Origin of the sequence: Streptosporangium sandarakinum (assembly GCF_050942225.1) — a bacterium.
Taxonomy (GTDB): Bacteria; Actinomycetota; Actinomycetes; order Streptosporangiales; family Streptosporangiaceae; genus Streptosporangium; species Streptosporangium nondiastaticum.
The window spans coordinates 7,205,361-7,227,284 of record NZ_CP192034.1 but is presented as its reverse complement, the minus strand read 5'-3'; the positions used below and the strand labels follow the sequence as shown (position 1 = coordinate 7,227,284).

The 21,924-nt window shown below is 73.2% G+C and carries 17 protein-coding genes; 8 read left to right on the top strand and 9 right to left on the bottom strand.

The genetic code is table 11. From position 1 onward, the window contains the following. Nucleotides 1-191 precede the first annotated feature (191 nt). Nucleotides 192-1,124: a LysR family transcriptional regulator gene (locus ACQP10_RS33050; protein ID WP_179825392.1), complete on the bottom strand. Its 933-nt coding sequence runs from the start codon at nt 1,122-1,124 to the stop codon at nt 192-194. Between the two features lie 196 nt (nt 1,125-1,320). On the opposite strand from ACQP10_RS33050, the gene ACQP10_RS33045 reads away from it, so the two are divergent. The 3 genes from ACQP10_RS33045 to ACQP10_RS33035 all read left to right on the top strand — a co-directional run bounded on the left by ACQP10_RS33045 (nt 1,321) and on the right by ACQP10_RS33035 (nt 4,906). Beyond that, entirely contained in the window at nt 1,321-2,085 is a 765-nt protein-coding gene (locus ACQP10_RS33045; RefSeq protein ID WP_346019010.1) for a succinate dehydrogenase cytochrome b subunit, read from the top strand. 78 nt (nt 2,086-2,163) lie between these two features. Then, nucleotides 2,164-4,092 (top strand): fumarate reductase/succinate dehydrogenase flavoprotein subunit, encoded by a 1,929-nt coding sequence (locus ACQP10_RS33040; protein ID WP_179825388.1) that lies wholly within the window; start codon nt 2,164-2,166, stop codon nt 4,090-4,092. Between the two features lie 76 nt (nt 4,093-4,168). Next, on the top strand, nt 4,169-4,906 hold the full coding sequence (locus tag ACQP10_RS33035; protein WP_179825386.1) for a succinate dehydrogenase/fumarate reductase iron-sulfur subunit: 738 nt from the start codon (nt 4,169-4,171) through the stop codon (nt 4,904-4,906). A 190-nt stretch (nt 4,907-5,096) separates the two neighbouring features. Here the strand turns inward: ACQP10_RS33035 and ACQP10_RS33030 are convergent, their stop codons facing one another. Beyond that, complete coding sequence (locus ACQP10_RS33030) at nt 5,097-5,642, bottom strand: Clp protease N-terminal domain-containing protein (protein ID WP_346019011.1); 546 nt, start codon at nt 5,640-5,642, stop codon at nt 5,097-5,099. Next, nucleotides 5,643-5,876: an RNA polymerase subunit sigma-70 gene (locus tag ACQP10_RS33025; RefSeq protein WP_068927066.1), complete on the bottom strand. Its 234-nt coding sequence runs from the start codon at nt 5,874-5,876 to the stop codon at nt 5,643-5,645. 110 nt (nt 5,877-5,986) lie between these two features. On the opposite strand from ACQP10_RS33025, the gene ACQP10_RS33020 reads away from it, so the two are divergent. Then, a complete protein-coding gene (locus tag ACQP10_RS33020) occupies nt 5,987-7,675 on the top strand; it encodes an ABC transporter ATP-binding protein (protein WP_433540307.1) in 1,689 nt (562 codons plus the stop codon). Then, entirely contained in the window at nt 7,672-9,420 is a 1,749-nt protein-coding gene (locus tag ACQP10_RS33015; RefSeq protein ID WP_346019013.1) for an ABC transporter ATP-binding protein, read from the top strand. Before ACQP10_RS33020 ends, ACQP10_RS33015 begins: the two co-directional genes overlap by 4 nt. Before the next feature lie 57 nt (nt 9,421-9,477). Here the strand turns inward: ACQP10_RS33015 and ACQP10_RS33010 are convergent, their stop codons facing one another. Then, complete coding sequence (locus ACQP10_RS33010; RefSeq protein ID WP_433540306.1) at nt 9,478-11,538, bottom strand: prolyl oligopeptidase family serine peptidase; 2,061 nt, start codon at nt 11,536-11,538, stop codon at nt 9,478-9,480. 99 nt (nt 11,539-11,637) lie between these two features. Between ACQP10_RS33010 and mshB the strand changes: the two genes are divergently transcribed. The 3 genes from mshB to ACQP10_RS32995 are packed head-to-tail and all read left to right on the top strand — an operon-like array spanning nt 11,638 to nt 13,556. Further along, complete coding sequence (mshB, locus tag ACQP10_RS33005; protein WP_346019015.1) at nt 11,638-12,540, top strand: N-acetyl-1-D-myo-inositol-2-amino-2-deoxy-alpha-D-glucopyranoside deacetylase; 903 nt, start codon at nt 11,638-11,640, stop codon at nt 12,538-12,540. A gap of 11 nt (nt 12,541-12,551) precedes the next feature. Further along, nucleotides 12,552-13,031 (top strand): DUF6113 family protein, encoded by a 480-nt coding sequence (locus ACQP10_RS33000; protein WP_346019016.1) that lies wholly within the window; start codon nt 12,552-12,554, stop codon nt 13,029-13,031. A 51-nt stretch (nt 13,032-13,082) separates the two neighbouring features. Beyond that, nucleotides 13,083-13,556 (top strand): hypothetical protein, encoded by a 474-nt coding sequence (locus ACQP10_RS32995; protein WP_433540305.1) that lies wholly within the window; start codon nt 13,083-13,085, stop codon nt 13,554-13,556. Between the two features lie 36 nt (nt 13,557-13,592). Here ACQP10_RS32995 and ACQP10_RS32990 read toward each other — a convergent pair whose 3' ends face one another. From ACQP10_RS32990 to ACQP10_RS32970, 5 genes are all read right to left on the bottom strand, one after another. Beyond that, on the bottom strand, nt 13,593-16,220 hold the full coding sequence (locus ACQP10_RS32990) for a penicillin acylase family protein (protein WP_346019717.1): 2,628 nt from the start codon (nt 16,218-16,220) through the stop codon (nt 13,593-13,595). Nucleotides 16,221-16,491: 271 nt separating this feature from the next. Next, entirely contained in the window at nt 16,492-17,871 is a 1,380-nt protein-coding gene (cysS, locus tag ACQP10_RS32985) for a cysteine--tRNA ligase (protein WP_346019018.1), read from the bottom strand. 92 nt (nt 17,872-17,963) lie between these two features. After that, nucleotides 17,964-19,817, bottom strand: coding sequence for a sigma factor-like helix-turn-helix DNA-binding protein (locus ACQP10_RS32980; RefSeq protein WP_346019019.1), 1,854 nt, complete (start codon nt 19,815-19,817; stop codon nt 17,964-17,966). A gap of 50 nt (nt 19,818-19,867) precedes the next feature. Continuing rightward, nucleotides 19,868-21,349, bottom strand: coding sequence for a UvrD-helicase domain-containing protein (locus ACQP10_RS32975; RefSeq protein ID WP_433541959.1), 1,482 nt, complete (start codon nt 21,347-21,349; stop codon nt 19,868-19,870). Next, a complete protein-coding gene (locus ACQP10_RS32970) occupies nt 21,241-21,924 on the bottom strand; it encodes a hypothetical protein (protein ID WP_433540304.1) in 684 nt (227 codons plus the stop codon). Before ACQP10_RS32970 ends, ACQP10_RS32975 begins: the two co-directional genes overlap by 109 nt.

Genomic DNA, 21,924 nt, shown 5'->3' with positions numbered 1-21,924 from the left:
GATGGTCCGTCCGGGCGGCGGCGGTCCGGGTGCGCCTGCCATCGCCCTGCCTTCCATCCTGTACGGCCCGCCCCGCCTCCGCGCGCCGATCGGGAAACCGTTGCGCCGTTGTGAGACTTCCGTTGCGCCGTCGGGGGAGGCGCCACGCCGATCCCCGGCAGGCCCCGATCCTCGGGAGAACGCCGGGCCGCTCACCCGGTGGTGATCAGCTCCAGTCCCTCGGGCAGGCTGCCGTCGTGCGCGGCTTCGGCGAGGAAGAACAGCAGCGTGTCGTGGAAGGCCCGGGCCGCCCGGGTGGGCTCGACGTCCTTGCGGCGGGCGATGGCGATGGTGCGCTGTAGTCCGGGCGGCGCCAGCGGCGTGCCGGTCAGCCCGGGGCGGCCGTCCAGGACCATCGACGGGACCAGCGCGATGCCCAGCCCTGCCTCCACGAACCGCAGCACGGCGTCCATCTCGCCGCCCTCCACCGACAGCCTCGGCTCGAACCCGGCCTGGCGGCACGCGCTGAGCGTGGCCTCCCGCAGGTCGTAGCCGCGGCGGAACATCACCATCGGCCGCCCGCGCAGCTCCTCCATCCGCAGGTACGGCCGGCGCACCGGCGAGTCGGTGGGGGAGACGACGACCAGGTTCTCCCGCAGCACCTCCTCGGTGGCCAGCGCCGGGTCGTCGCTCTGCAGCGGCATGATGATCAGCGCCAGGTCGAGCTGGCCGCGGGCCAGGGCGCGGACCAGATCGCGGGAGCCGCCCTCCTCCACCAGCAGCTCGATTCCGGGGTAGTCGCGGTGGAACCGCGCCAGGGCGTCGGCCATCAGCCCGGCGCACAGCGAGGGCGTGGCGCCGAGCCGTACCCTTCCACGGCGCAGCCCGACCAGCTCGGCGACCTCCCGCCGGGCGGTGTCGGCGTCGGCCAGCATCCGCCGGGCCAGCGGCAGCAGGGCCTCGCCGGCGGCGGTGAGCGTGACGTTCCCCCGGGCACGGCTGAACAGCGGCGCCCCGAGGTCGGCCTCCAGCGCCTTGATCTGCTTGCTCAGCGAGGGCTGGGCGACGCGCATCCGCTCGGCGGCGTGGGTGAAGTGCCGTGCCTCGGCGACCGCCACGAAGTAGGCGAGTTGCTGGAGCTGCACGCCTTTAGCGTACGGATACCCCGGGGGCGGATCCGGGGTGGCCCCCGGGGAGGGGGAGTATGTGAGATTGCTCGCATCAGGCCGCCTGGCGCGATCTCTCAACCTGCGTGAACGCAGAGTCGATAGCCCGCGGCTATGGAAACGAGGCTCACGATGACTTGGACGGCGGGAACTTTCGCTGCCTAGCGTCACGTTCGTGACTGCCACAATTGAGCGCGGCTCCGCCACCGCGTCGATCAATCCCCCCGGCGACGCCACCGCTGACAAGAAGACGCCCAGGAGGCGTGGCGGGTTCCTGAGCTCCTCTCCCGGCAAGAAAGCCGTGATGGCCGTCACGGGCGCCATCATGGTGCTCTTCCTGGTCGCCCACATGGCCGGAAACCTCAAGAGCTTCCTCGGCGCCGAGGAGTTCAACGCCTACGCGGCCTCCCTGCGCACCCTCGGCGAGCCGATCCTCCCGCACCGCACCCTGCTGACCGTGCTGGAGATCGTGCTGGTCGCGGCCCTCGTGCTGCACATGTGGGCGGCGATCACCCTGGCGCGGCGCGCGGGCCGGGCCCGCCCGGTCAGGTACGCGGTCCGGCGGAAGTCCCAGGCGGGCGGCTACGCCATCCACGCCATGCGCTACGGCGGCACCGCGATCTTCCTCTTCCTGATCTGGCACCTGCTGGACCTCACCTTCGGCACGGTCAACCCGGCCGGCGGCACGGGCACGCCGTACGAGCGCCTGGTGGAGGGCTTCGCCCCCTCGCGCTGGTGGGTGACGCTGTTCTACGTGCTCGCCGTCCTCGCGGTCGGCCAGCACCTGCGCCACGGCCTGTGGAGCGCCTTCCAGTCCCTCGGCCGGGCCGGCCGCCGCAGCTACCGGGGGCTGAACGCCTTCGCCGTCACGGTCTCGGTGCTGATGGTCGTCGGCTTCCTCGCGGTCCCCGCCGGTGTCATGGCCGGAGTCATCAAGTGAGCGGGACCCGTACGACGGGCGCGGCGAAGGCCGCGCGGCAGGTCTTCAGCGCGGTGAACGAGGAACGGTGAGCGAGAGATGACCATGAACTACACCGAGGGCGCGCCGATCCGCGACACCAAGGCTCCCGAGGGTCCCATCGAGGACCGCTGGGAGAAGCGGAAGTTCAGCGCCAAGCTGGTCAACCCGGCCAACAAGCGCAAGCTGCACGTCATCGTGGTCGGCACCGGCCTCGCGGGCGGCTCGGCCGCCGCGACGCTCGGCGAGCTCGGCTACAACGTCACGTCGTTCTGCTACCAGGACTCGCCCCGGCGGGCGCACTCCATCGCGGCGCAGGGCGGCATCAACGCGGCCAAGAACTACCGCGGCGACGGAGACTCGATCTACCGGCTGTTCTACGACACGGTCAAGGGCGGCGACTTCCGCGCCCGCGAGTCGAACGTCTACCGCCTGGCCCAGGTCAGCGTGAACATCATCGACCAGGCCGTGGCCCAGGGCGTGCCGTTCGCCCGCGAGTACGGCGGCCTGCTGGACACCCGCTCCTTCGGCGGCGCCCAGGTGTCGCGCACCTTCTACGCCCGCGGACAGACGGGCCAGCAGCTCCTGCTCGGCGCCTACCAGGCGCTGGAGCGGCAGATCGCGGCCGGCACCGTGAAGATGCACACCCGTCACGAGATGCTCGACCTGATCGTCGCGGACGGCCGGGCGCGCGGCGTGATCGTCCGCGACATGGTGACCGGCGAGATCGAGCGGCACACCGCCGACGCGGTCGTGCTGGCCACCGGCGGCTACGGCAACGTGTTCTTCCTGTCCACCAACGCCAAGGGCTGCAACACCACGGCGATCTGGCGGGCGCACCGGCGCGGAGCCTACTTCGCCAACCCGTGCTACACCCAGATCCACCCGACCTGCATCCCGGTCAGCGGCGACTACCAGTCCAAGCTGACGCTGATGTCGGAGTCGCTGCGCAACGACGGCCGCGTGTGGGTGCCGGTCAAGAAGGGCGACACCCGCCCGGCCGCGCAGATCCCCGAGGACGAGCGCGACTACTATCTGGAGCGCATCTACCCGGCGTTCGGCAACCTGGTCCCGCGGGACATCGCCTCCCGCGCGGCCAAGAACGTCTGCGACGAGGGCCGCGGCGTCGGCCCCGGCGGTCTGGGCGTCTACCTCGACTTCGCCGACGCGATCAGGCGGCTCGGCCGCGACGCGGTGGAGAAGAAGTACGGCAACCTCTTCGAGATGTACGAGCGCATCACCGGTGAGGACCCCTACACCCAGCCGATGCGCATCTACCCGGCCGTGCACTACACCATGGGCGGCCTGTGGGTGGACTACGACCTGCAGTCCACCATCCCCGGCCTGTTCGTGATCGGCGAGGCCAACTTCTCCGACCACGGCGCCAACCGCCTGGGCGCCTCGGCGCTGATGCAGGGCCTGGCCGACGGCTACTTCGTGCTGCCGACGACCATCGGCGACTACCTCGCGAACGGCCCCTACGGGGAGGTCGACGAGGACGCGGTGGCCGAGGCCGAGACCGCGGTGCGCCAGAAGATCGAGCGGCTGCTGACCAACGACGGCACCCGTACCGCCGACTCCTACCACCGCGAGCTGGGCAAGCTCATGTGGGACTACTGCGGCATGGAGCGCACCGAGGAGTCGCTGCGCAAGGCGCTGGAGCGGATCCCCGAGCTGCGCGAGGAGTTCTGGAAGAACGTCAAGGTCTCCGGCACCGCCGACGAGCTCAACCAGGCGCTGGAGCGGGCCGGCCGGGTGGCCGACTTCTTCGATCTGGCCGAGCTGATGTGCATCGACGCCCTGCACCGCACCGAGTCGTGCGGCGGTCACTTCCGCGCCGAGTCGCAGGACGCCGACGGCGAGGCCCTGCGCGACGACGAGAACTTCGCCTACGTCGCGGCCTGGGAGCACGGCCCGGAGGGCCCCGTCCTGCACAAGGAGACCCTCGAGTACGAATACGTCAAGATGACCCAGCGGAGCTACAAGTGATTCGGCGAGCCGGCGAGCACGGCGACGTCGTCCACGCCCGCGTCGGGCGAGTGAGCGCAGCGAAGGAGCCGCGGGCATGAACCTCACCCTCAAGATCTGGCGCCAGAAGGACCCGCAGGACAAGGGTCGCATGGTCACCTACCGGGTGGAGGACGTCTCTCCTGACATGTCCTTCCTGGAGATGCTCGACGTGCTCAACGAGCGTCTCATCCTGGAGGGCGACGAGCCGGTCGCCTTCGACCACGACTGCCGCGAGGGCATCTGCGGCATGTGCGGCATGGTCATCAACGGTGTCGCGCACGGCGAGCAGGTGGCCACCACCACCTGCCAGCTCCACATGCGGCACTTCGAGGACAACGCGGTCATCACCATCGAGCCGTGGCGGGCCGCGCCGTTCCCGGTGGTCAAGGACCTGGTCGTGGACCGCTCGTCGTTCGACCGGATCATCCAGGCCGGCGGCTTCATCTCCGTCCCGGCCGGGTCCGCGCCCGACGCGCACAGCGTCCCGGTGAAGAAGGAGGACGCCGACAACGCCTTCGACGCGGCCACCTGCATCGCCTGCGGCGCCTGCGTGGCGGCCTGCCCGAACGGCTCGGCCTCCCTCTTCACCGCCGCCAAGATCACCCACCTCAGCCTCCTGCCGCAGGGCCAGCCCGAGCGCGAGTCCCGCGCCAAGGCCATGGTCGAGCAGATGGACGCCGAGGGCTTCGGTGGCTGCACCAACACCGGCGAGTGCACCGCGGTCTGCCCCAAGGGCATCCCGCTGGACACCATCGCCCGGATGAACCGCGACTACCTGCGGGCCTCCAAGTAGGTCCCGGCACGGACCCGCGGGTCCGCGCACGGAGCGGACGGCTCCCCGGCCATGGCCGGGGAGCCGTCCCGCTTTCCGGCCGGTTCCGTGCCCGGGGAGCCGTACGGCGCCCAGAGCGGGCTCCCGGCCGCGAGGTCCGCCGGGTTCGCCGGGTCCGCCCCCCGGGCGCGTTCGTCCGCGCCGCGGTCCGTCAGCCCAGCTCGGCGTCGATCTCCCGGCGGAGGGTCCCGGCGTCGATGCCCGCGCCGGTGATGACGCGCGTGCCCACGCCCTGACCCTCGCGCAGGATTCCGAGCAGGACGTGGCCGTCGGAGATGTATCCGTGCTTGAGGCGCAGGGCCTCGCGCAGCGACAGCTCCAGCGTCTTCTTCGCCCGGGGAGTGAACGGGATGCGCCCGCCGGGCCGACGGTCCCGCGCGGACCCGCGGTCCAGTGCCCCGGGCCCGAAGGTGGCCTCGACCCGCTCCCGGACGGCCGACAGGTCGATGCCGATGGTCTCCAGCGCCTCGGCGTCGAGACCGTCACCCGGCGGCGGGGCCAGGCGGGCGACCGCCCGGTAGGCCCGGTCGTGGTCGAGCCCGTGGCGGGCGAGGACCCGCGCGGCGAGGCTCCCGGGCCGGTCGAGCAGGCCGAGCAGGATGTGCTCGGGGCCGATGGAACGGTGGTTCAGCCGGCGGGCGTTCTCCTGGGCGCCGATCACCGCCTGCCGGGCGTCCTCCTGGAAGCGTTCGAACATCTACTTCTCCCTCCTCAGCAGCCCGCGGCCGCCCGCGTACTTCTTGTGCACCGCCTGCCGGCTGACCTCCAGGCAGTGCGCGATCTCCTGCCAGGACCAGCCCTGCTCGCGGGCGTTCTCCACCTGTAGGGCCTCAAGTCGTTCGACGAGCATCCGCAGTGCCCGCACGGCCCGCAGGCCGACGGCGGGGTCGCGGCTGCCGGCGTCGGAGGCCAGCTGCGCCGTGTCGCTCATATCCGTCAATTTAAGTTGACACGGCGATCGTGTCAACCAGAGTTGACGTGATCGTTTTGTCGGAAAATGGTTTGCCTGGTGAGAGGGGATCTTGTCAGGCTATAACGGCCATGCGCTCCTTACCCGTCGCCGATCCCGGCGCTCCCGACGCCCGTAGCCCGTTCCGGTACCTGTACTGGGTCGCCCGCAACCAGGCAGGCCCCCTGCTCATCGGCGCCGGATACGCCACCCTGTGGTGGCTCGCGATGGCACTCGTGCCCATGGTGATGGGCAGGGGCATCGACGCCGTCCGGACGAAGGACACCTCCGCCCTGCTCACCTGGGGCCTCGTGCTGCTGGCCCTCGGCGCCGTGCAGGCGGCCGCGGGGATCCTGCGCCACCGGATGGCCGTCTACAACTGGCTGGCCGGCGCCTACCGCACCGTCCAGGTCACCGTACGGCAGGCCACCCGGCTGGGCGCCACCCTGCCCAAGCGCATGTCCACCGGCGAGGTGGTCAGCGTCGGCAACTCCGACATCGCCCACATCGGCAACGCGATGGACATCCTGCTGCGCGGCAGCGGCTCGGTCGTCGCCGTCGTCGCGGTGACGGTCATCCTGATCGGCACCTCGCTGCCGCTCGGCCTGACGGTGCTCGTCGGCGTCCCGGCCATGGCCCTCGCCGTCACGCCGCTGCTGCGGCCGCTGAACCGGCGCCAGCACGCCCACCGCGACCTGTCGGGCGAGCTGTCCACCCGCGCCGCCGACATCGTCGCCGGCCTGCGGGTGTTGCGCGGCATCGGCGGCGAGCAGGTCTTCGCCGACCGCTACGTCACCGAGTCCCAGCGGGTACGGCGGGCCGGCGTGAAGGTCGCCTCGGTCGAGTCGCTGCTTGAGGGCGCGCAGATCCTGCTGCCCGGCCTGCTGATCGCCGCGGTCACCTGGCTGGGCGCGACCTTCGCGACGCGGGGCGAGATCACCATCGGCCAGCTCGTCGCCTTCTACGGCTACGCCGCGTTCCTGATCACTCCCCTGCGGACGCTCATCGAGGCGGCCGACAAGCTCACCAAGGGACACGTCGCCGCCCGCCGGGTGGTGCGCATCCTCTCCCTCGAACCCGAGGTGGACGGCGGCGCCGCGACCTCCCCCGGCGGGCTGCTGCGCGACGTGGCCTCCGGCGTGGCCGTACGGCCCGGCACGTTCACCGCCCTCGCCGCGGCCACGCCCGAGGACGCCATCGTGATCGCCGACCGGCTCGGCCGCTACCGCGACGGCGACGTGGACTTCGGCGACGTGCCGCTGAACACCCTGCCGATCGCCGAGGTGCGCCGCCGCATCCTGGTCGCCGACAACGACGCCGCGCTCTTCGCCGGTACCCTGCGCGAGGAGCTGGACGTCGCCGGTACGGCCTCCGACGACGACCTCGCCGACGCGCTGTACGCCGCGTGCGCCACCGACATCGTCGACGCGCTGCCCGACGGCCTCGACGGACACGTCGCCGAGTCGGGCCGGGAGTTCTCCGGCGGCCAGCGGCAGCGCCTCCGCCTGACCCGGGCGCTGCTCACCGACCCGGAGGTGCTGATCCTCGTCGAGCCCACCAGCGCGGTGGACGCCCACACCGAGGCCCGCATCGCCGACCGACTGGCCAAGGCGCGGGCCGGCCGCACCACGCTGGTCTGCACGACCAGCCCGCTGGTGCTCGACCGCACCGACCACGTGATCTACGTCGAGGGCGGCGTGGTACGCGCCCAGGGGACGCACCGGGAACTGCTCGCCACCGCCCCCGCCTACGCCGCCGTCGTCACCCGAGGAGAATCATGACCAAAAAGATCCTCCCGGTCGCCGGGGAGGCGCAGGTCCGCGCCTACGCCCGCAGGCTCACCCTGAAGTACCCGCGCGCCCTGTCGCTGGCGCTCGGCCTGCACGCGCTGGCCGCCGTCGCGGGCCTGGCCGTGCCGTGGCTGCTGGGCCGGCTGGTCCAGGACGTGCAGGACGGCACCGGGGTGAACGTCACGGCGGTCGCGCTCGGCATCGCGGCCTTCCTGGCCGCCCAGGCGGTGCTGGTCAGGTACGCCGTCTACGCCTCCTCCTCGCTGGGCGAGAAGGTCCTCGCCGAGCTGCGCGAGGAGTTCGTCGGCCGGGTGCTCGACCTGCCGCTTTCCACCGTCGAGCGGGCCGGCTCGGGAGACCTGATCACCCGTACCTCCCGCGACGTCGACTCGCTGTCGCGCACCGTACGGCGCGCCGTGCCCGAGACGCTGATCGCCCTGGTCACCTGCGTGATCACCATCGGCGCGCTGTTGATCGCCGGGCCGCTGCTGGTCCTGCCCTCGCTGCTGGCCGTACCGATCCTGTGGTTCTCCACCCGGTGGTACCTCAGGCGGGCGCGCGACGGCTACCTGCGCGAGAGCGCCGCCTACGCGGACATGACCGACGGCCTGGCCGAGACGGTCAACGGCGCCCGCGCCGTGGAGGCCCTCGGACTGCAGGAGCGCAGGCACCGCCGTACCGACGGCGACATCGCCCGCTCGTGGGCGGCCGAGCGCTACACCCTGGGCCTGCGCACGGTCTGGTTCCCCGCGGTGGAGGCGGGCTACGTCATCCCGATCGCGGCGACCCTGGTCATCGGCGGCCTGTTCCACGTCAACGGCTGGGTCACGCTGGCCCAGGTCACCACGGCCACGCTCTACGTCCAGCAGCTCATCGACCCGCTGGACCGGCTGCTCATGTGGATCGACGAGCTCCAGGTCGGCGGCGCCTCCATGGCCCGCCTGCTGGGCGTCGCCGAGGTGCCCGACGACCGGGCGCCCGGCGCGGGCGTCCCGGACGGCGACGAACTGCGGGCCGACGACGTCCGCTATGCCTACCGAGAGGGCCACGACGTCCTGCACGGCATCGACCTGGTGGTCCGGCCGGGGGAGCGGCTGGCCATGGTCGGCCCCTCCGGCGCGGGCAAGTCCACGCTGGGCCGGCTGCTCGCGGGCGTCCACGGCCCGCGCGACGGCGAGGTCACCGTCGGCGGCGTCCCGCTGGTCGAGCTGCCGCTGGACGACCTGCGCGGCCACGTCGCCCTGGTGACCCAGGAGCACCACGTCTTCCGGGGCACCCTGCGCGACAACCTGCTGATCGCCCGCCCCGACGCCGGCGACGACGCCGTCCACGCGGCGCTCGCCGCGGTGGACGCCGCCGACTGGGTCACGGCCCTGCCGGACGGCCTGGACACGGTCGTCGGCTCCGGCGGCCACGCGGTCCCGCCCGCCCACGCCCAGCAGATCGCCCTCGCCCGGCTGGTCCTGGCCGACCCGCACACCCTGGTCCTGGACGAGGCGACCTCGCTGATCGACCCCAGGGCCGCCCGCCACCTGGAGCGGTCGCTGGCCGCCGTCCTCGACGGCCGCACGGTGATCGCCATCGCCCACCGCCTCTACACGGCGCACGACGCCGACCGGGTCGCGGTGGTCGAGGACGGCCGGATCAGCGAGCTGGGCTCCCACGACGAGCTGGTCGCGACCGGCGGCTCCTACGCCGCCCTGTGGAGCAGCTGGCACGGCACCCCGCGGCAGTAGACGCGTCCCCGCCGGTTCCGCCCGTTGCGGCGGGACCGGCGGGTTCTTCCCGGCCCGTCAGCCCAGGGCCTTCTTGAGGAAGTCGACCTGGAGGAGCAGGAGGTTCTCCGCCACGACCTCCTGGGGCGTCATGTGGGTGACGCCCGACAGCGGCAGCACGGTGTGCGGGCGGCCGGCCGCCAGCAGGGCGGACGACAGCCGCAGCGTGTGCGCGGCCACCACGTTGTCGTCGGCCAGGCCGTGGATCAGCAGCAGCGGGCGCTCCAGCTTCTCGGCGTCGGCGAACAGCGACGACGCCTCGTAGTGGCCCTCGTCCGGCCGGCCGAGGTAGCGCTCGGTGTAGCAGGTGTCGTACAGTCGCCAGTCGGTCACCGGAGCGCCGGCCACCGCCGCGTGGAACACGTCGGGACGGCGCAGCACCGCCAGCGCCGCCAGGAAGCCGCCGAAGGACCAGCCGCGGATGCCGACCCGTGACAGGTCGAGGTCGTCGGGGAACCGGGCCGCGGCGCCGTGCAGGGCGTCCACCTGGTCCTCAAGAGGCGGGGTGGCCAGGTCGTTCAGCACGGCCCGCTCGAAGTCCGGCCCGCGACCCGGGGTGCCCCGGCCGTCGGCCACGACCACGGCGAAACCCTGGTCGGCGAACCACTGGCTGGTCAGGTAGGCGCCGGAGGCGGCCAGCACGCGCTGGGCGTGCGGCCCGCCGTACGGGTCCATCAGGACCGGCAGCCTCGCCGAGCCGGGCTCGTGCCCGGACGGGAAGATCACGGCGGTGGACAGGTCGCGTTCGCCCGCCCGGATCAGGGAGACCCGCAGGTCCAGGCCGGGCCGTTCGGCGTACGAGGCGATGTGACCGCACTGCCTGCCGTGGTGCAGGACGATCGTCATCGCGCCCTCGTGGGTCATCGTCTGGGTGGTGAGCACGAGGGTGCCGCCCGCGGTGTGGCCGCTGTAGACGCCGCTCTCCGCCGGGCTGACCAGGGTGATCCGGCCGTCCTTGTAGGCCCACAGGGCGATCTCGGTGGGCTCGCCGCTCGCCCGGAACAGCACGGTGTCGCCCTCGATGTCGAGGACCTCGCGGACCTGGAGCGTGGCCGGGGTGACCGGCCGGTCGCCGATGAACAGGCGGTGGCCGCCCTCGGCGGCGGCGACCCAGACCACGGACCCGTCGGTGAGGCGGCCGGGCACGCCGGTGTAGACCTCCACCCAGGCCGGGTCGGTGTCCTCGCGCAGCAGGGTGGTGGCGCCGGTGGCCGGATCGACCGCGAAGAGCCGCTTGGACCGCTGGTCGCGCGACATGGTGACGATCATGGGGCCGTGGGCGTCCCAGACGGCGTTGACGAGGTACTCGTCGGTGAACGGGACGGCGACCCGGGAGCCGTCCAGGGACAGCACGAACAGCTCGACCTTCGCGTTCGGAGTGCCCGCGGAGGGGTAGCGCTGCTCGGCGGCCGGGCGGGACGGGTTGGCCGGGTCGGCGATGTGCCACCGCTCGATCGGAGAGACGTCGGCCCGTTCGACCAGCAGCGCGTCACCGGAGGGGGACCACCAGTAGCCCCGCATCCGGCTCATCTCCTCGGCGGCGATGAACTCCGCCAGGCCGTACGTCATCTCGGGAGACTCCGGGCGGGCCAGCACGTGGTCGACCTCGTCCTCCAGGTCCTGGATGTGCAGCGCGCCGCCGGTCACGTAGCCGACGTAGCCGCCGTCGGGCGACACCCGCGGGTCGATCACCGGCCCGGCGGTCTTCAGCCGGCGCACCCCGCCGGTCCTCAGGTCGGCGACGTACAGGCTCCCGGAGAGCGCGAAGGCCGCCGTGGTCACCGCGGCGTCGGTGCTGTAGCCGACGACGCCGCCCGCCTGCTCCCGGCTGCGCTCCCGGCGGGCCCGCTCCTCGGGCGGCAGGTCCTCCTCGCCGCCCGCCAGGGCGCGCGGGTCGGCGATCAGCCGCTCCCGGCCGCCGGCGACGTCGTACTCCCACAGGCAGGTGACCGGGTCGGACCCTCCTTTGGACCGCAGGAAGACGACGCGATCCCCGCCGGGGGCGATGGTGAAACCACGCGGCGCCCCGAGGGTGAACCGGCGGGTCCTGGCGTGAAGACGAGGAAAGCTCTCACTCATGAGGCCATCTTGCCAGCTCCGGGTTTCCGGGGCGGAGGGCCGTCGGGCGGGGCCGTGTCGGTGTCGGCGGGGGACCGGGTGCCGGATAACCTCTGAGCCATGACTGACCGGCGCCTGCTGCTCGTACACGCCCACCCCGACGACGAGACGATCGGCACCGGGGGCACCATGGCGAGGTACGCCGCCGAGGGCGCCCACGTCACGCTGGTGACCTGCACGCTCGGCGAGGAGGGCGAGGTCATCCCGCCGGAGCTCGCGCACCTGGCGGCGGACCGCGACGACGCCCTCGGCGCGCACCGCGTCGGGGAGCTGGCCGCCGCCTGCCGGGAGCTGGGGGTCGCCGACCACCGCTTCCTGGGCGGCCGGGGCCGCTGGCGCGACTCGGGGATGATGGGCGCCCCCTCCAACGACCGTCCCGGGGCCTTCTGGCGGGCCGGCCTCGACGAGGCCGCCGGGGAGCTGGTGAAGATCATCCGCGAGGTGCGGCCCCAGGTGCTCGTCACCTACGACGAGGACGGCTTCTACGGCCATCCCGACCACATCCAGGCCCACCGCGTCTCCTGGCGGGCCTTCGAGCTGGCCGCCGACCCGGCGTTCGGCGAGGGAGAGCCGTGGCAGGTCGCCAAGTTCTACCTCACGGCGGCGGCCCGCTCCACGACGCGCCGGGCGGTCGAGGCGATGCGGGTGACCGGGACGCGGTTCAGCGTCGAGGACGCCGAGGCGTCGCCCGGCCGCGCGGACGAGGAGATCACCACCGAGATCGACGTCCGCGCGTACTTCGGGCACAAGCTCGCCGCGATGCGGGCGCACGCCACCCAGATCACCGTGGACGCCCCCTGGTTCGCCCTGTCCAACGACATCTGCCAGGAGGTGGCCAGGGTGGAGCACTTCGTCCTGCGGGCCGGGGTGACGGGCCCGGCGGCGCCCTCGCTGCCGGTCGAGTTCGGCGGCCTGGGGGAGCCGTACAAGCTGGAGGACGACCTGTTCGCCGGTATCGACTAGCCTCGATGCCCATGGATCCCATGCCCGCGGAGGAGCGGAACCCGGCCCGGCGGGGGCCGTCGGAGGCGGCGGTCACCGCGGCGGCGTACTGCGTGCTCGCCCTGTTCGGGCTCGGCTTCGGGGTCGTGGGCGCGTTCCAGCACTCGTGGTACCTCTGGCCCGTCCCGGTCTCGGCCGTCGGCTGCGTCGCCGTGCTGTTCGGCGTCTGCTACGGCGCCGGGCGGATGATGGGCGGGAAGCTGGGGGCCCTGGCGCCCGCGGTGGCCTGGCTGGTGGTCACGATGATCTGGCTGGGCCAGCGGCCCGAGGGCGACCTCGTCATCGCCAATGACCTGTCGGGCTACGTCTACCTCTACGGCGGCCTGGTCGCGGTGCTGGCCGCCGTCATGCTCACCCCGTCGGCCCGCGGCGGCTCGTGGCTGCTCACGCAGCACTCCTTCGGTCCCGGCCCGGCCGGACGGGCCCCGGGGGAGCGCGGCACCGGTTCCTGACCGCCGCGTGTCCCGGGGGCACGACCCGGGAGGTGGAGCACAATGTGCGGTATGCGGCGGTTGTATCGGGTACGGCGGGCACTCAACTACGCGAACCTGTCCACGCCGCTGGGGCTGCTGGTGGCGCGGGCGGGCCGGGCCAGGACGGCGCCGGGCCCCGGCGGGCTGGTCCTCGCCCACGGCTACCGCCTGCCGCTGCCGATCGCGGGCGCGTTCACCGTCGGCAACGTGGTGCTGACCAGGCACGGCGAGGGCTACCTCACCGGCGCGCTGCTCCGGCACGAGGCCCGGCACGCCTCGCAGTACGCGGCCTGCCTGGGGCTGCCCATGCTCCCGGCGTACGGCGCCGCGGCCGTGGTGTCCCTGCTGCTCAGCGGCCACCAGGCCGCCTGGAACGTCTTCGAGCGGCTGGCCGGCCTGGAGGACGGCGGCTACCCCCGCCGCCCGCCGCTGTGGCGCCGCTCCCGCCCGCGCGGACGGGGCCCGGCGCCCGGCCCCGGACCGCGGGGGACGGCCGGCCCCTGACCGGTCCCGGGCGCCGCCGGGACCGGCCGGAGGCCGTCAGGGACTGAGCGTCAGGGTGTGGGTGGCCGCCTGCTTCACCGCGTCCTCGTGGAAGGGCATCGGGACGGTCCGCCCGTCGGCCCACAGCGGCGCCTGGTCGGCGTAGTTGTCGTGGAAGGCGTGTCCCGACGCCCCGGTGAGGTTGATCCACTGCGACCTGTCCAGGTCCGACAGGTCGACGACCATGCGCATGGAGGGCAGCCACTGCACGGAGTAGTCCTTCTGGACATCCCAGCCGGCCGCGTCGACGGCGTCCTTGCTGCCGCCCACCGAGAACGGCCCCCGGTTGAACAGCCACTCGATCGGGGCGATCCCCGAGGTGCCGAAGGTCTGGTTGGTGATCGTCAGCGTGTGCAGGTCGCCCCAGCGCCAGCTCTTGACGTCCGGGCCGAGGCGGTCGCGCAGCTCGTCGTAGGCCAGGGCCATGGCGCGCCGCAGCATGTCGTCACGGGTCTCGACGCCCTTGGTCCGGGAGTCGTCCCAGAACGGGTCGTCCGGCGTCCCCAGCAGGAGGCGGACCACCTCGAACCAGCGGTCGCCGCCGGTCGGCCGGGCGCCCTCGGGCAGGTCGTCGTTGAACGTCTCGATGAGCAGGTGCCGCCAGACGGCGTTGAAGTACATCGCGGGCCCGGAGTCGGCGTCCTGGGAGTAGTCCCAGCCGGACAGCAGCTCGCGGGCGTCCGCGGCGCCGCCGGCCACCTCCAGGTCCAGCAGCCGGGGCACCAGGACGGGGGCGAAGCCGTTGCGGCTGTCCTTCTGGATCTCGCCCATCGTCGAGGCGTCCACCTTGCCCTTCTTCAGCTCGTCCTTCAGCCGGTCGGCGATCCGCTGGGAGCGGTAGCCGTACGACCAGTCCTTGGTGAGCAGGTTCGGGTAGCGCTCGGGGTCGATGACGGCGTTGTTGGCCGTCACGATGTAGCCCTCGGGCGGGTTGTAGACGCTGGGCAGCTCGTCGAACGGGATGACGCCCTTCCAGGAGTACTCCCCGGTCCAGCCCGGCACCGGCCAGGTGCCGTCGCCCCGGCTGCGCACCGGGATGCGGCCGGGCGACTGGTAGCCGATGTTGCCGTCGACGTCGGCGTAGACGAGGTTCTGCGCGGGCACCTCGAACTTGCTCGCCGCGGCACGGAACTGCTGCCAGTTGCGGGCGGTGTTCAGCTCGAAGATCGCGTCGGCGGTCCGGCCGGGTTCGAGCGCCGTCCATTTCAGCGCCACGGCGTCGGCCTTCTCCCCGAAGGCGGCGTCGGCGCCGGTCATGGTGTCCTTCACGTCGTCCATGACGTCGGACATGATCGGCCCGTGCATGGTCTCGCGGACCTTGAGGCGGACCGGTTCGCCGCCCGCCACCCGGATCGTCTCGGTCCTGGTGGACAGCGGCTTCCAGGAGCCCATGTAGAGGTAGGAGTCGTCCTTGACCCGCTCCAGGTACAGGTCGGCGACGTCGGGCCCGAGGTTGGTGAAGCCCCAGGCGATCCGGTCGTTGTGGCCGATGATCACGCCGGGCACGCCGGAGAAGGTGAATCCGGTGAGGTCGAACGCGCACTCGGCGTTCACCGTACGGCAGTGCAGTCCGGCCTGGTACCACACCGAGGGCATGTTGGGCGACAGGTGGGGGTCGTTGGCCAGCAGCGGCTTGCCCGATCCGGTGTGCGAGCCGCCGACCACCCAGGAGTTGGAGCCGATGCCGCTGGAGTCGGCGCTGTCGCCCATCAGGCTCGGCACCGCGCGCAGCGCCCGCGAGGCGCGGGCCAGCGCGTCCGTCCCGGCGTCGGCCGGCGTGCCGGCGCCCGTTCCGGTGCCGGGTGGTGTGCCCGCGCCCGTTCCGGTGCCGGTCGGCGTGCCGGCGCCCGTCCCGGCGTCGGCCCGCGCGTCGGCGGCGTCCTTGTCGCCGGGTTCCCGGTTCTGGTCGAACCCGCGGTCGGTGAGCGCGCCGCGGGTGACGATCGGCTGGTGGGTGTCGAAGGGGTAGCCGGGCCAGAGCTGCCCGACCCGGTCGGCCGGCAGTTTGCTCGCCGCGAGCGCCCGGCCGATCTCGGCGTCCATGTTGGAGCGCAGGTCCCAGGCCATGGCCTTGAGCCAGGCGAGGGAGTCCACCGGGGTCCAGGGCTCGGGCTGGTAGCCGAAGTTGGTGAGCTTGAGGACCGCGTACTCCAGGCTCCGGTCGGCGAATCCCGGGTTGCGCTTCATCCAGGAGTTCACGCCCTTGGCGTAGGCGTCGAGGTAGCGCCGGGTCCGCTCGTCGAGCAGCGGCAGCTCCTTCTCGGCCACCCTGCGCCAGCCCATGGTGCGGATGGCCTTGTCCTCGGGCAGGGTCGCCGAGCCGAACATCTCCGACAGCCGCCCGGCGGTCACGTGCCGCCGGAAGTCCATCTCGAAGAAGCGGTCCTGCGCGTGCACGTAGCCCTGGGCGAGGAGGAGGTCCTCTGCGGAGTCGGCGTAGATCTGCGGGATGCCGGACTTGTCGCGGTAGACGGTGACCTTCCCCGACAGGCCGTCCACCTTCAGATCGCCGGAGAGCTGGGGGAAGGACGAGCGAACGGCCCATACGCCCACCCCGGCGATGACGACCGCGAGTACCACCACGACGGTGAACGCCCGAGCCAGCCACCTGAGCGGCCGGGGCATCCAGGCATACGGCCGGAACCTCACAAAGACCTCCTATGCGACGTGCTCGAATAAGTCTGGCAGCACCCTGGAGCGGGAGCGCCGCTTCCGAGCCCGTCGGGAGGGCGGTCGGGGACATCTGGGGACATCTGGGGACATCGTCGCACCGAACGCCCTGGCACCCGGCGTTCCGGAGGGCTCCGGGGCCCTCCGGGGCCGGACGGAACGGGACGGAGGGACGGAGCCGGACGGAGCCGGGAGCCCGGTTTCCGAGCCCCTCAGGAACGTCCGGTCAGGACCAGATCTGGCCCTCCGGGGCGTCGGCCACCCGGACGCCCAGGGCGGCCAGCTCGTCGCGGAGGCGGTCGGAGGCGGCCCAGTCCCCGGCCTCCCGCGCCCGCTCCCGCCGGTCCAGCAGCTCGGCGGCGCCCGGGGGCAGGCTCGGGGTCCGGCCGATCTCGGACGCCAGGTCCAGGGCGAGGATCCGGTCGAGGTGGAGGAACGCCTCCAGCCGCGAGCCCGGCGCGATCGACTCGTCGCGCTCCAGCTCGCGCAGCAGCCGCAGGGCCAGCGGGGTGTCCAGGTCGTCGTCGAAGGCGGCCTCGACCGCCGCGACCCGCTCGGCGGGCATCGGCCGGCTAGGCGACTCCGACCACCCGGCCACCCGGGAACGCCAGCGCCGCAGGGTGCGGTCCGCGGCCCGCAGGGTGTCCCAGGTGAGGTTCATCTGCCGGCGGTAGGGGTGCTCCAGCATCGCCAGCCGTACGGCCAGCGGGTCGAGGCCCGCCTCGGCGACGTCCGACAGCAGGACGACGTTCCCGGTGGACTTGGCCATCTTGCGGCCCTCGAAGAGCAGGTGCTCGCCGTGGATCCAGTGGGCGACCACCTCGCGGCCGACGGCCGCGTCGGACTGGGCGCGCTCGTCCTCGTGGTGGGGGAAGCGCAGGTCGATCCCGCCGGTGTGCACGTCGACGCGCTCGCCGAGGAAGCGCAGCGACATGGCCGAGCACTCGACGTGCCAGCCGGGGAAGCCGCGTCCCCAGGGCGACTCCCAGGTCAGCTCCCGGTCGGCGGGCTTCCACAGGGCCCAGTCGGCGTGGAAGCGCTTGCGCTCGTCGACGCCCGCCACCCGGTGGCCGGGCCGCAGCCGGTCCAGCCGGTTGCCGGAGACCTCGCCGTAGGAGGGGAAGGAGGCGGCGTCGAAGAAGACCGACCCGTCCGGCGTGGCGTAGGCGTGCCCCTTCTCGACCAGCTTCGCGATCAGCTCGATCATCGGCTCGATCGTCTCGGAGGCGCGGGGGGAGTGCTCCGGCGGCCGGATGTTCAGGGCGAGGGTGTCGGCGAGGAACGCCTCCTCGTAGGACCGCGCCAGTTCGAGGGCGGAACGGCCCTCGGCCCGCGCCCGGGCCAGGACCTTGTCCTCGCCGGTGGGGTCGATCTCGGCGTCGTCCACCAGGTGCCCGACGTCGGTGACGTTCCGGCAGACGGCCACCCGGACCCCGCGCCGCTCGCAGACCCGGCGGATGAGGTCCGACAGCAGGTAGGACCGCAGGTTGCCCAGGTGCGCGTGACGGTAGACGGTCGGCCCGCAGGTGTACATGCGCATCGAGCGGGCCCCCTCGGCGAGGACCGGCTCGACCCGGCGGTTCCGCGTGTCGTACAGCCGCAACATGTCCCGAGCCTAACCGCCGGCCGCGCGCGGCGGCCGGCCCGGGACCGTACGGCCCCGGGCGGGGTGCGACCGGGAAGGCGAGCCGGGCGGGGTCAGGCGGCCGTGCCCTCCAGCAGCGCCAGGATCTCCCGGTCGCCGCGCTCGCGCAGCCGCGCCAGGACCTCCTCGCGGCCCACGCCCTCCGGCAGGCCGATGCGGGCGCCGATCAGCCGGAGCCCCTCGGCCTCGGAGGCGACCGGGGCGGTGTAGCCGATCAGGTGGAGCGCCCGGTTCAGCGACGGCAGGTTCGGCTGGGCGGCCGGCAGGAAGCGGGTCAGCAGCTCGCCGCCGTCGGAGACGGTCAGGAAGATGTGGTCGCCCTCGGAGGCGTTGGCCGCCACCAGGATCGGGCGGATCGACCCCATCGTCGGCTGGTTGTGCCAGCTGATCACCACGTCGCCCGAGGGGGTGGCCGCGGTGAGCTGGCCGCCGGGGGCCATGCCCAGGTGGGCGGCGAACCCGGTGGGCAGCGGGGAGCCCGAGCCGCGCAGGTGCTCGGCGTTGATGTCCACCCGGTGCCACCAGCGCCCGTCGCGGCTGCGGAAGCAGCGCCGGGTCGCCGAGACGTCGCGGCGCGGCTGGTAGTCGGCCTGCTCGGTGCCGGCCACCCGGATCCACCCGCGCTGGGTGCGCTCGAAGCCGGGGCCGCCCGCGTAGGCGCGGACCGAGCTCTCGCTCACGTCGTAGCGGGAGGTGAGGTTCGCCACGATCGTGTTGACCGACTCCTCGCCGCCCGCCCGCTCGATCTCCCGGACGATCATCTCCCGGATGCCGAGGTACTGGTCGCCGCCCCAGCGGGTCAGGCCGTACTTGTTGCGGTCGAGCCGCAGGAACCGGTCGTCGGCGGTGAGCTGGTTGCGGATGCCGACGAGGCTGTAGTCCTCGCCGATGCGCTCCTGGATCTCCTCGGGCGTCAGCGCGCTGCCCGACACCGCGAGCACGGCCTCGGCCTTGTCGTTGACGCTGCGCGGCCACGGCACCACGTGGTTCTCGAAGACCCGCAGCTGCGGGACCGAGACGAGCCAGCGCTCGGCCACGTCCTCGCGGATGCCGAGCTGGCTGACCAGCGTGACGGCCTCCTCCAGCGGGCGGGGGCCGTCGGCGAACAGCTGCCGGGTCTTCTCGCGCAGCTCGTCGGCCCCGCCGGCGACCAGCCAGCCGTCCACCTGATCGTAGCCGGTCAGCAGGGTCCGCACGAACCGCCAGGCCGGGATGCCCAGCGTGGCGAGGTCGGTGCGGTGCCACGGCACCGCCGCGGCGAGGTCGTCGGCGGGCACGGCGGAGCCCAGCCGGCCCCGCAGCCACGACACGTGGGCGACCAGCGGCGCGGCGCCCTCGCCGGCCAGCCACGCCTCGACGTGGTCGCGCAGGTCGCGCTCGATCTGCCGGATGCGCTCCCTGGTCACCGAGAACCGCTGGGCCAGGTCGTCGAGCGTGGCGCGCTGGGAGGCGTAGAGGCGGTCTCTGGCGATGGCGCGCTGCCGCTCGTCCAGGTCGGCGAAGACCTCGTCGATCAGCTCCGGCAGCGGCCGGTCCGGCCGGGCGGGGCGCGTCCGGGCGGCGACGCTCTCCGGGGTGACCGGTTCGAGCAGCCGCTCCAGCACCTCGGTGAACAGCCTGTGCACCGCCTCGCGGCCGAGGCCCTCGGACATGCGGACGCTGGCGGCCGGGTCGGTGAACCTGAGCAGCGGCAGGACGTCACCGAGCGTCAGATGTCCCCAGCACGTCAGGGCGAGGTCGGCCAGACGTCCGGCGACCTCGGAGGTCCCGATGGCGGCGCATGCCCGGTCGAGCGGTAGCGCCTGCCACCACGCCTCGGGGAGACGGGGATCGGTTGCGATCGGCGCGACCTGGCCGGGGGAGGTCCAGCGCAGGGGTGGCACGATGTCGCTCAGGCTGAGGTTCATTGAGGTCCAACCGGCAAAAGGGGAATATATCCGCAGTTCAGAATATGTACTCAGGTGGGAAGGAAGGGACTGGCGCGTCCTGTGTGAGACACGTAGAGCAGCTCTCTGGCCCGGGTGCAGGCCACGTAGAGCAGGCCGCGCTCACGTTGCAGGTCGTGCGCCCGCGCGGCGGGGTCCTCCGCGGCGGGGGTGAGCGCTCCTGGGGCGGGCACGATCCCGTCGGTCACGCCGATCACGGCGACCCGCCGGAACTCCAGACCCTTCATTCCGTGCAGTGTCGTCACTCCCACCCCCAGATCGCGCAGCGCGGCCCGGGCGTCGCGCACCAGACCGGCGGTCCTGGCGGCCACCCCGATCTCCCGCGGCGGCACGCCGTCCCGGACCCACTCTCTCACCTGGACCGCCAGACCGGTCAGTTCTTCCTCCGGCGAATCGTAGGCCCGCACCATCGGGCGGGGCCCGTGTCCGGGCGAGCGGAAGCCGTACATCTCCTGGGCGCCGTTCACCAGGCCGTCGGCGGGCCCGCCGCCGCGCAGCCGCACCGCCCAGGCGAGGATCTCCTGCGGCAGCCGGTGCGACACCCGCAGCCGCGTCGTCACCGCGTCGATGCCGACCGAGCCCAGCGGCACCCGCGTGTCGAGGACGCGCTGGTGGGGGTCGCCGGTGATGAACAGGTCGTCGGGGGCGTACGGCACCGCCGCGCGCAACAGCCGCCACTGCGCCGGATGCAGGTCCTGCGCCTCGTCCACCACGATGTGCCGGTACGGCTCGCGGGACGGCTCCTCGTCTCCCAGCAGGTCGCCGGTCGTCCGGCCGAGCAGCAGCGACGCCTCCGCCGCGAGCTGGAGCAGGGTGCGCTTGCCCCGCTCCCGAAGCCGCCCGGTGACGTGCTCGACGGCCCGCCACACGGCCTCCCGCTCGGCGGGCCCGAGGTCCACGCCGCGCCCCGGACGGGGAGCGGCGAGATACTCCTCCAGCGTCCGCAGGTTCTGCGCCAGCACCACCTGCTCCCACTCGCGCAGCAGGAACGCCGGGCTGTGGCCGCCGCCGCTCTCCTCCCAGAGCGCGACCAGGTCGGCGGAGTCGGCCAGCGCGGGCGCGCGCCCCTCGGCCTCGGAGACGACCCGGTGCGCCAGGCGGTCGACGTTGCCGACCTCGATCCGTTCCCGGACCTCCTCGTCCTCCGCCAGCAGGTCCAGCCGGGCGGACAGGTCGGCGCTCAGCTTCTGCGAGAACGTGACCAGCAGCACCGGACCCGCGCCGCGCCGCGCCAGGCAGACGGCCCGGTGCAGGGCCACGAGGGTCTTGCCGGTGCCCGCGCCGCCGGTGACCAGCACCGGCCGCTCGTACGGCCCGTGGTAGGCCAGCCGGTGCTGCGGCGGGTGCAGGAAGACGCACCAGTCCGGGGCGTCGAGCACGTGGTTCAGCTCGCGCGGGCTGCCGACGAAGACGGCCCGGTCCGGGCTGCGCAGGAGCGCCGCGGCGAAGTCGTCCGGATCGACCGGGCGCCCGTCCGGGGGACCGCGCGGCAGGCGTCCAGCTCCCGCCACGCCCCGGCCAGCGACTCGCCCCGGGCCAGCGCGGCGAGCGGCTGGTACTGCGTCGGGGGCAGCAGCGGCTCCAGCGCCTCCAGGGCGAGGTCGTCGGTGATCAGCCGGACCAGCGGCAGCAGCCGCCGGTCGACGCCCAGCTCGGCCAGGTCGGTGTCGCAGTTGTCGGCGAAGAGCCGTGCGGAGGTGGCGGCCGCGGCCCGGCGCAGCGCGGGCTCGGCCCGGCCGAGCGCCTCGGCGTCCCACATCTCGACCACGCCCAGCGCGGTGTTGACCCCGAACCGGTGACGCCGGCCGTAGGCCCACGCCTCGGCGTCGGGCAGCACGGTCAGCAGCCAGTGGACGTCGCGCTGCCTGACCACGACGCCGCGGTGCCCCTCGGCCAGCCGGAGGGTGGCGACCCGGGGGTCGCCGGCCCCCCTGATCCGCTCCGGGTGCGGCGCGCCCGCCACGCCCTGCATGAACCGGCGCACCGCGACCACGACGTCCCGGCGCGCCGGCTGGGTCAGGGCGCCGAGTTCCGCGGGGAACTCCGGGGAGATGGCGAGCCGGGGCAT

Coding starts and splice junctions, on each gene's coding strand:
- ACQP10_RS33035 (WP_179825386.1), top strand. CDS start 4,169: ATGAACCTCACCCTCAAGATCTGGCGCCAGAAGGACCCGCAGGACAAG.
- ACQP10_RS32990 (WP_346019717.1), bottom strand. CDS start 16,220: ATGCCCCGGCCGCTCAGGTGGCTGGCTCGGGCGTTCACCGTCGTGGTG.
- ACQP10_RS32980 (WP_346019019.1), bottom strand. CDS start 19,817: ATGAACCTCAGCCTGAGCGACATCGTGCCACCCCTGCGCTGGACCTCC.
- ACQP10_RS33025 (WP_068927066.1), bottom strand. CDS start 5,876: ATGAGCGACACGGCGCAGCTGGCCTCCGACGCCGGCAGCCGCGACCCC.
- ACQP10_RS33015 (WP_346019013.1), top strand. CDS start 7,672: ATGACCAAAAAGATCCTCCCGGTCGCCGGGGAGGCGCAGGTCCGCGCC.
- ACQP10_RS32995 (WP_433540305.1), top strand. CDS start 13,083: ATGCGGCGGTTGTATCGGGTACGGCGGGCACTCAACTACGCGAACCTG.
- ACQP10_RS33040 (WP_179825388.1), top strand. CDS start 2,164: ATGACCATGAACTACACCGAGGGCGCGCCGATCCGCGACACCAAGGCT.
- ACQP10_RS33030 (WP_346019011.1), bottom strand. CDS start 5,642: ATGTTCGAACGCTTCCAGGAGGACGCCCGGCAGGCGGTGATCGGCGCC.
- ACQP10_RS33000 (WP_346019016.1), top strand. CDS start 12,552: ATGGATCCCATGCCCGCGGAGGAGCGGAACCCGGCCCGGCGGGGGCCG.
- ACQP10_RS33010 (WP_433540306.1), bottom strand. CDS start 11,538: ATGAGTGAGAGCTTTCCTCGTCTTCACGCCAGGACCCGCCGGTTCACC.
- cysS (WP_346019018.1), bottom strand. CDS start 17,871: ATGTTGCGGCTGTACGACACGCGGAACCGCCGGGTCGAGCCGGTCCTC.
- ACQP10_RS33020 (WP_433540307.1), top strand. CDS start 5,987: ATGCGCTCCTTACCCGTCGCCGATCCCGGCGCTCCCGACGCCCGTAGC.
- ACQP10_RS32970 (WP_433540304.1), bottom strand. CDS start 21,924: ATGCCCCGGCTCGCCATCTCCCCGGAGTTCCCCGCGGAACTCGGCGCC.
- mshB (WP_346019015.1), top strand. CDS start 11,638: ATGACTGACCGGCGCCTGCTGCTCGTACACGCCCACCCCGACGACGAG.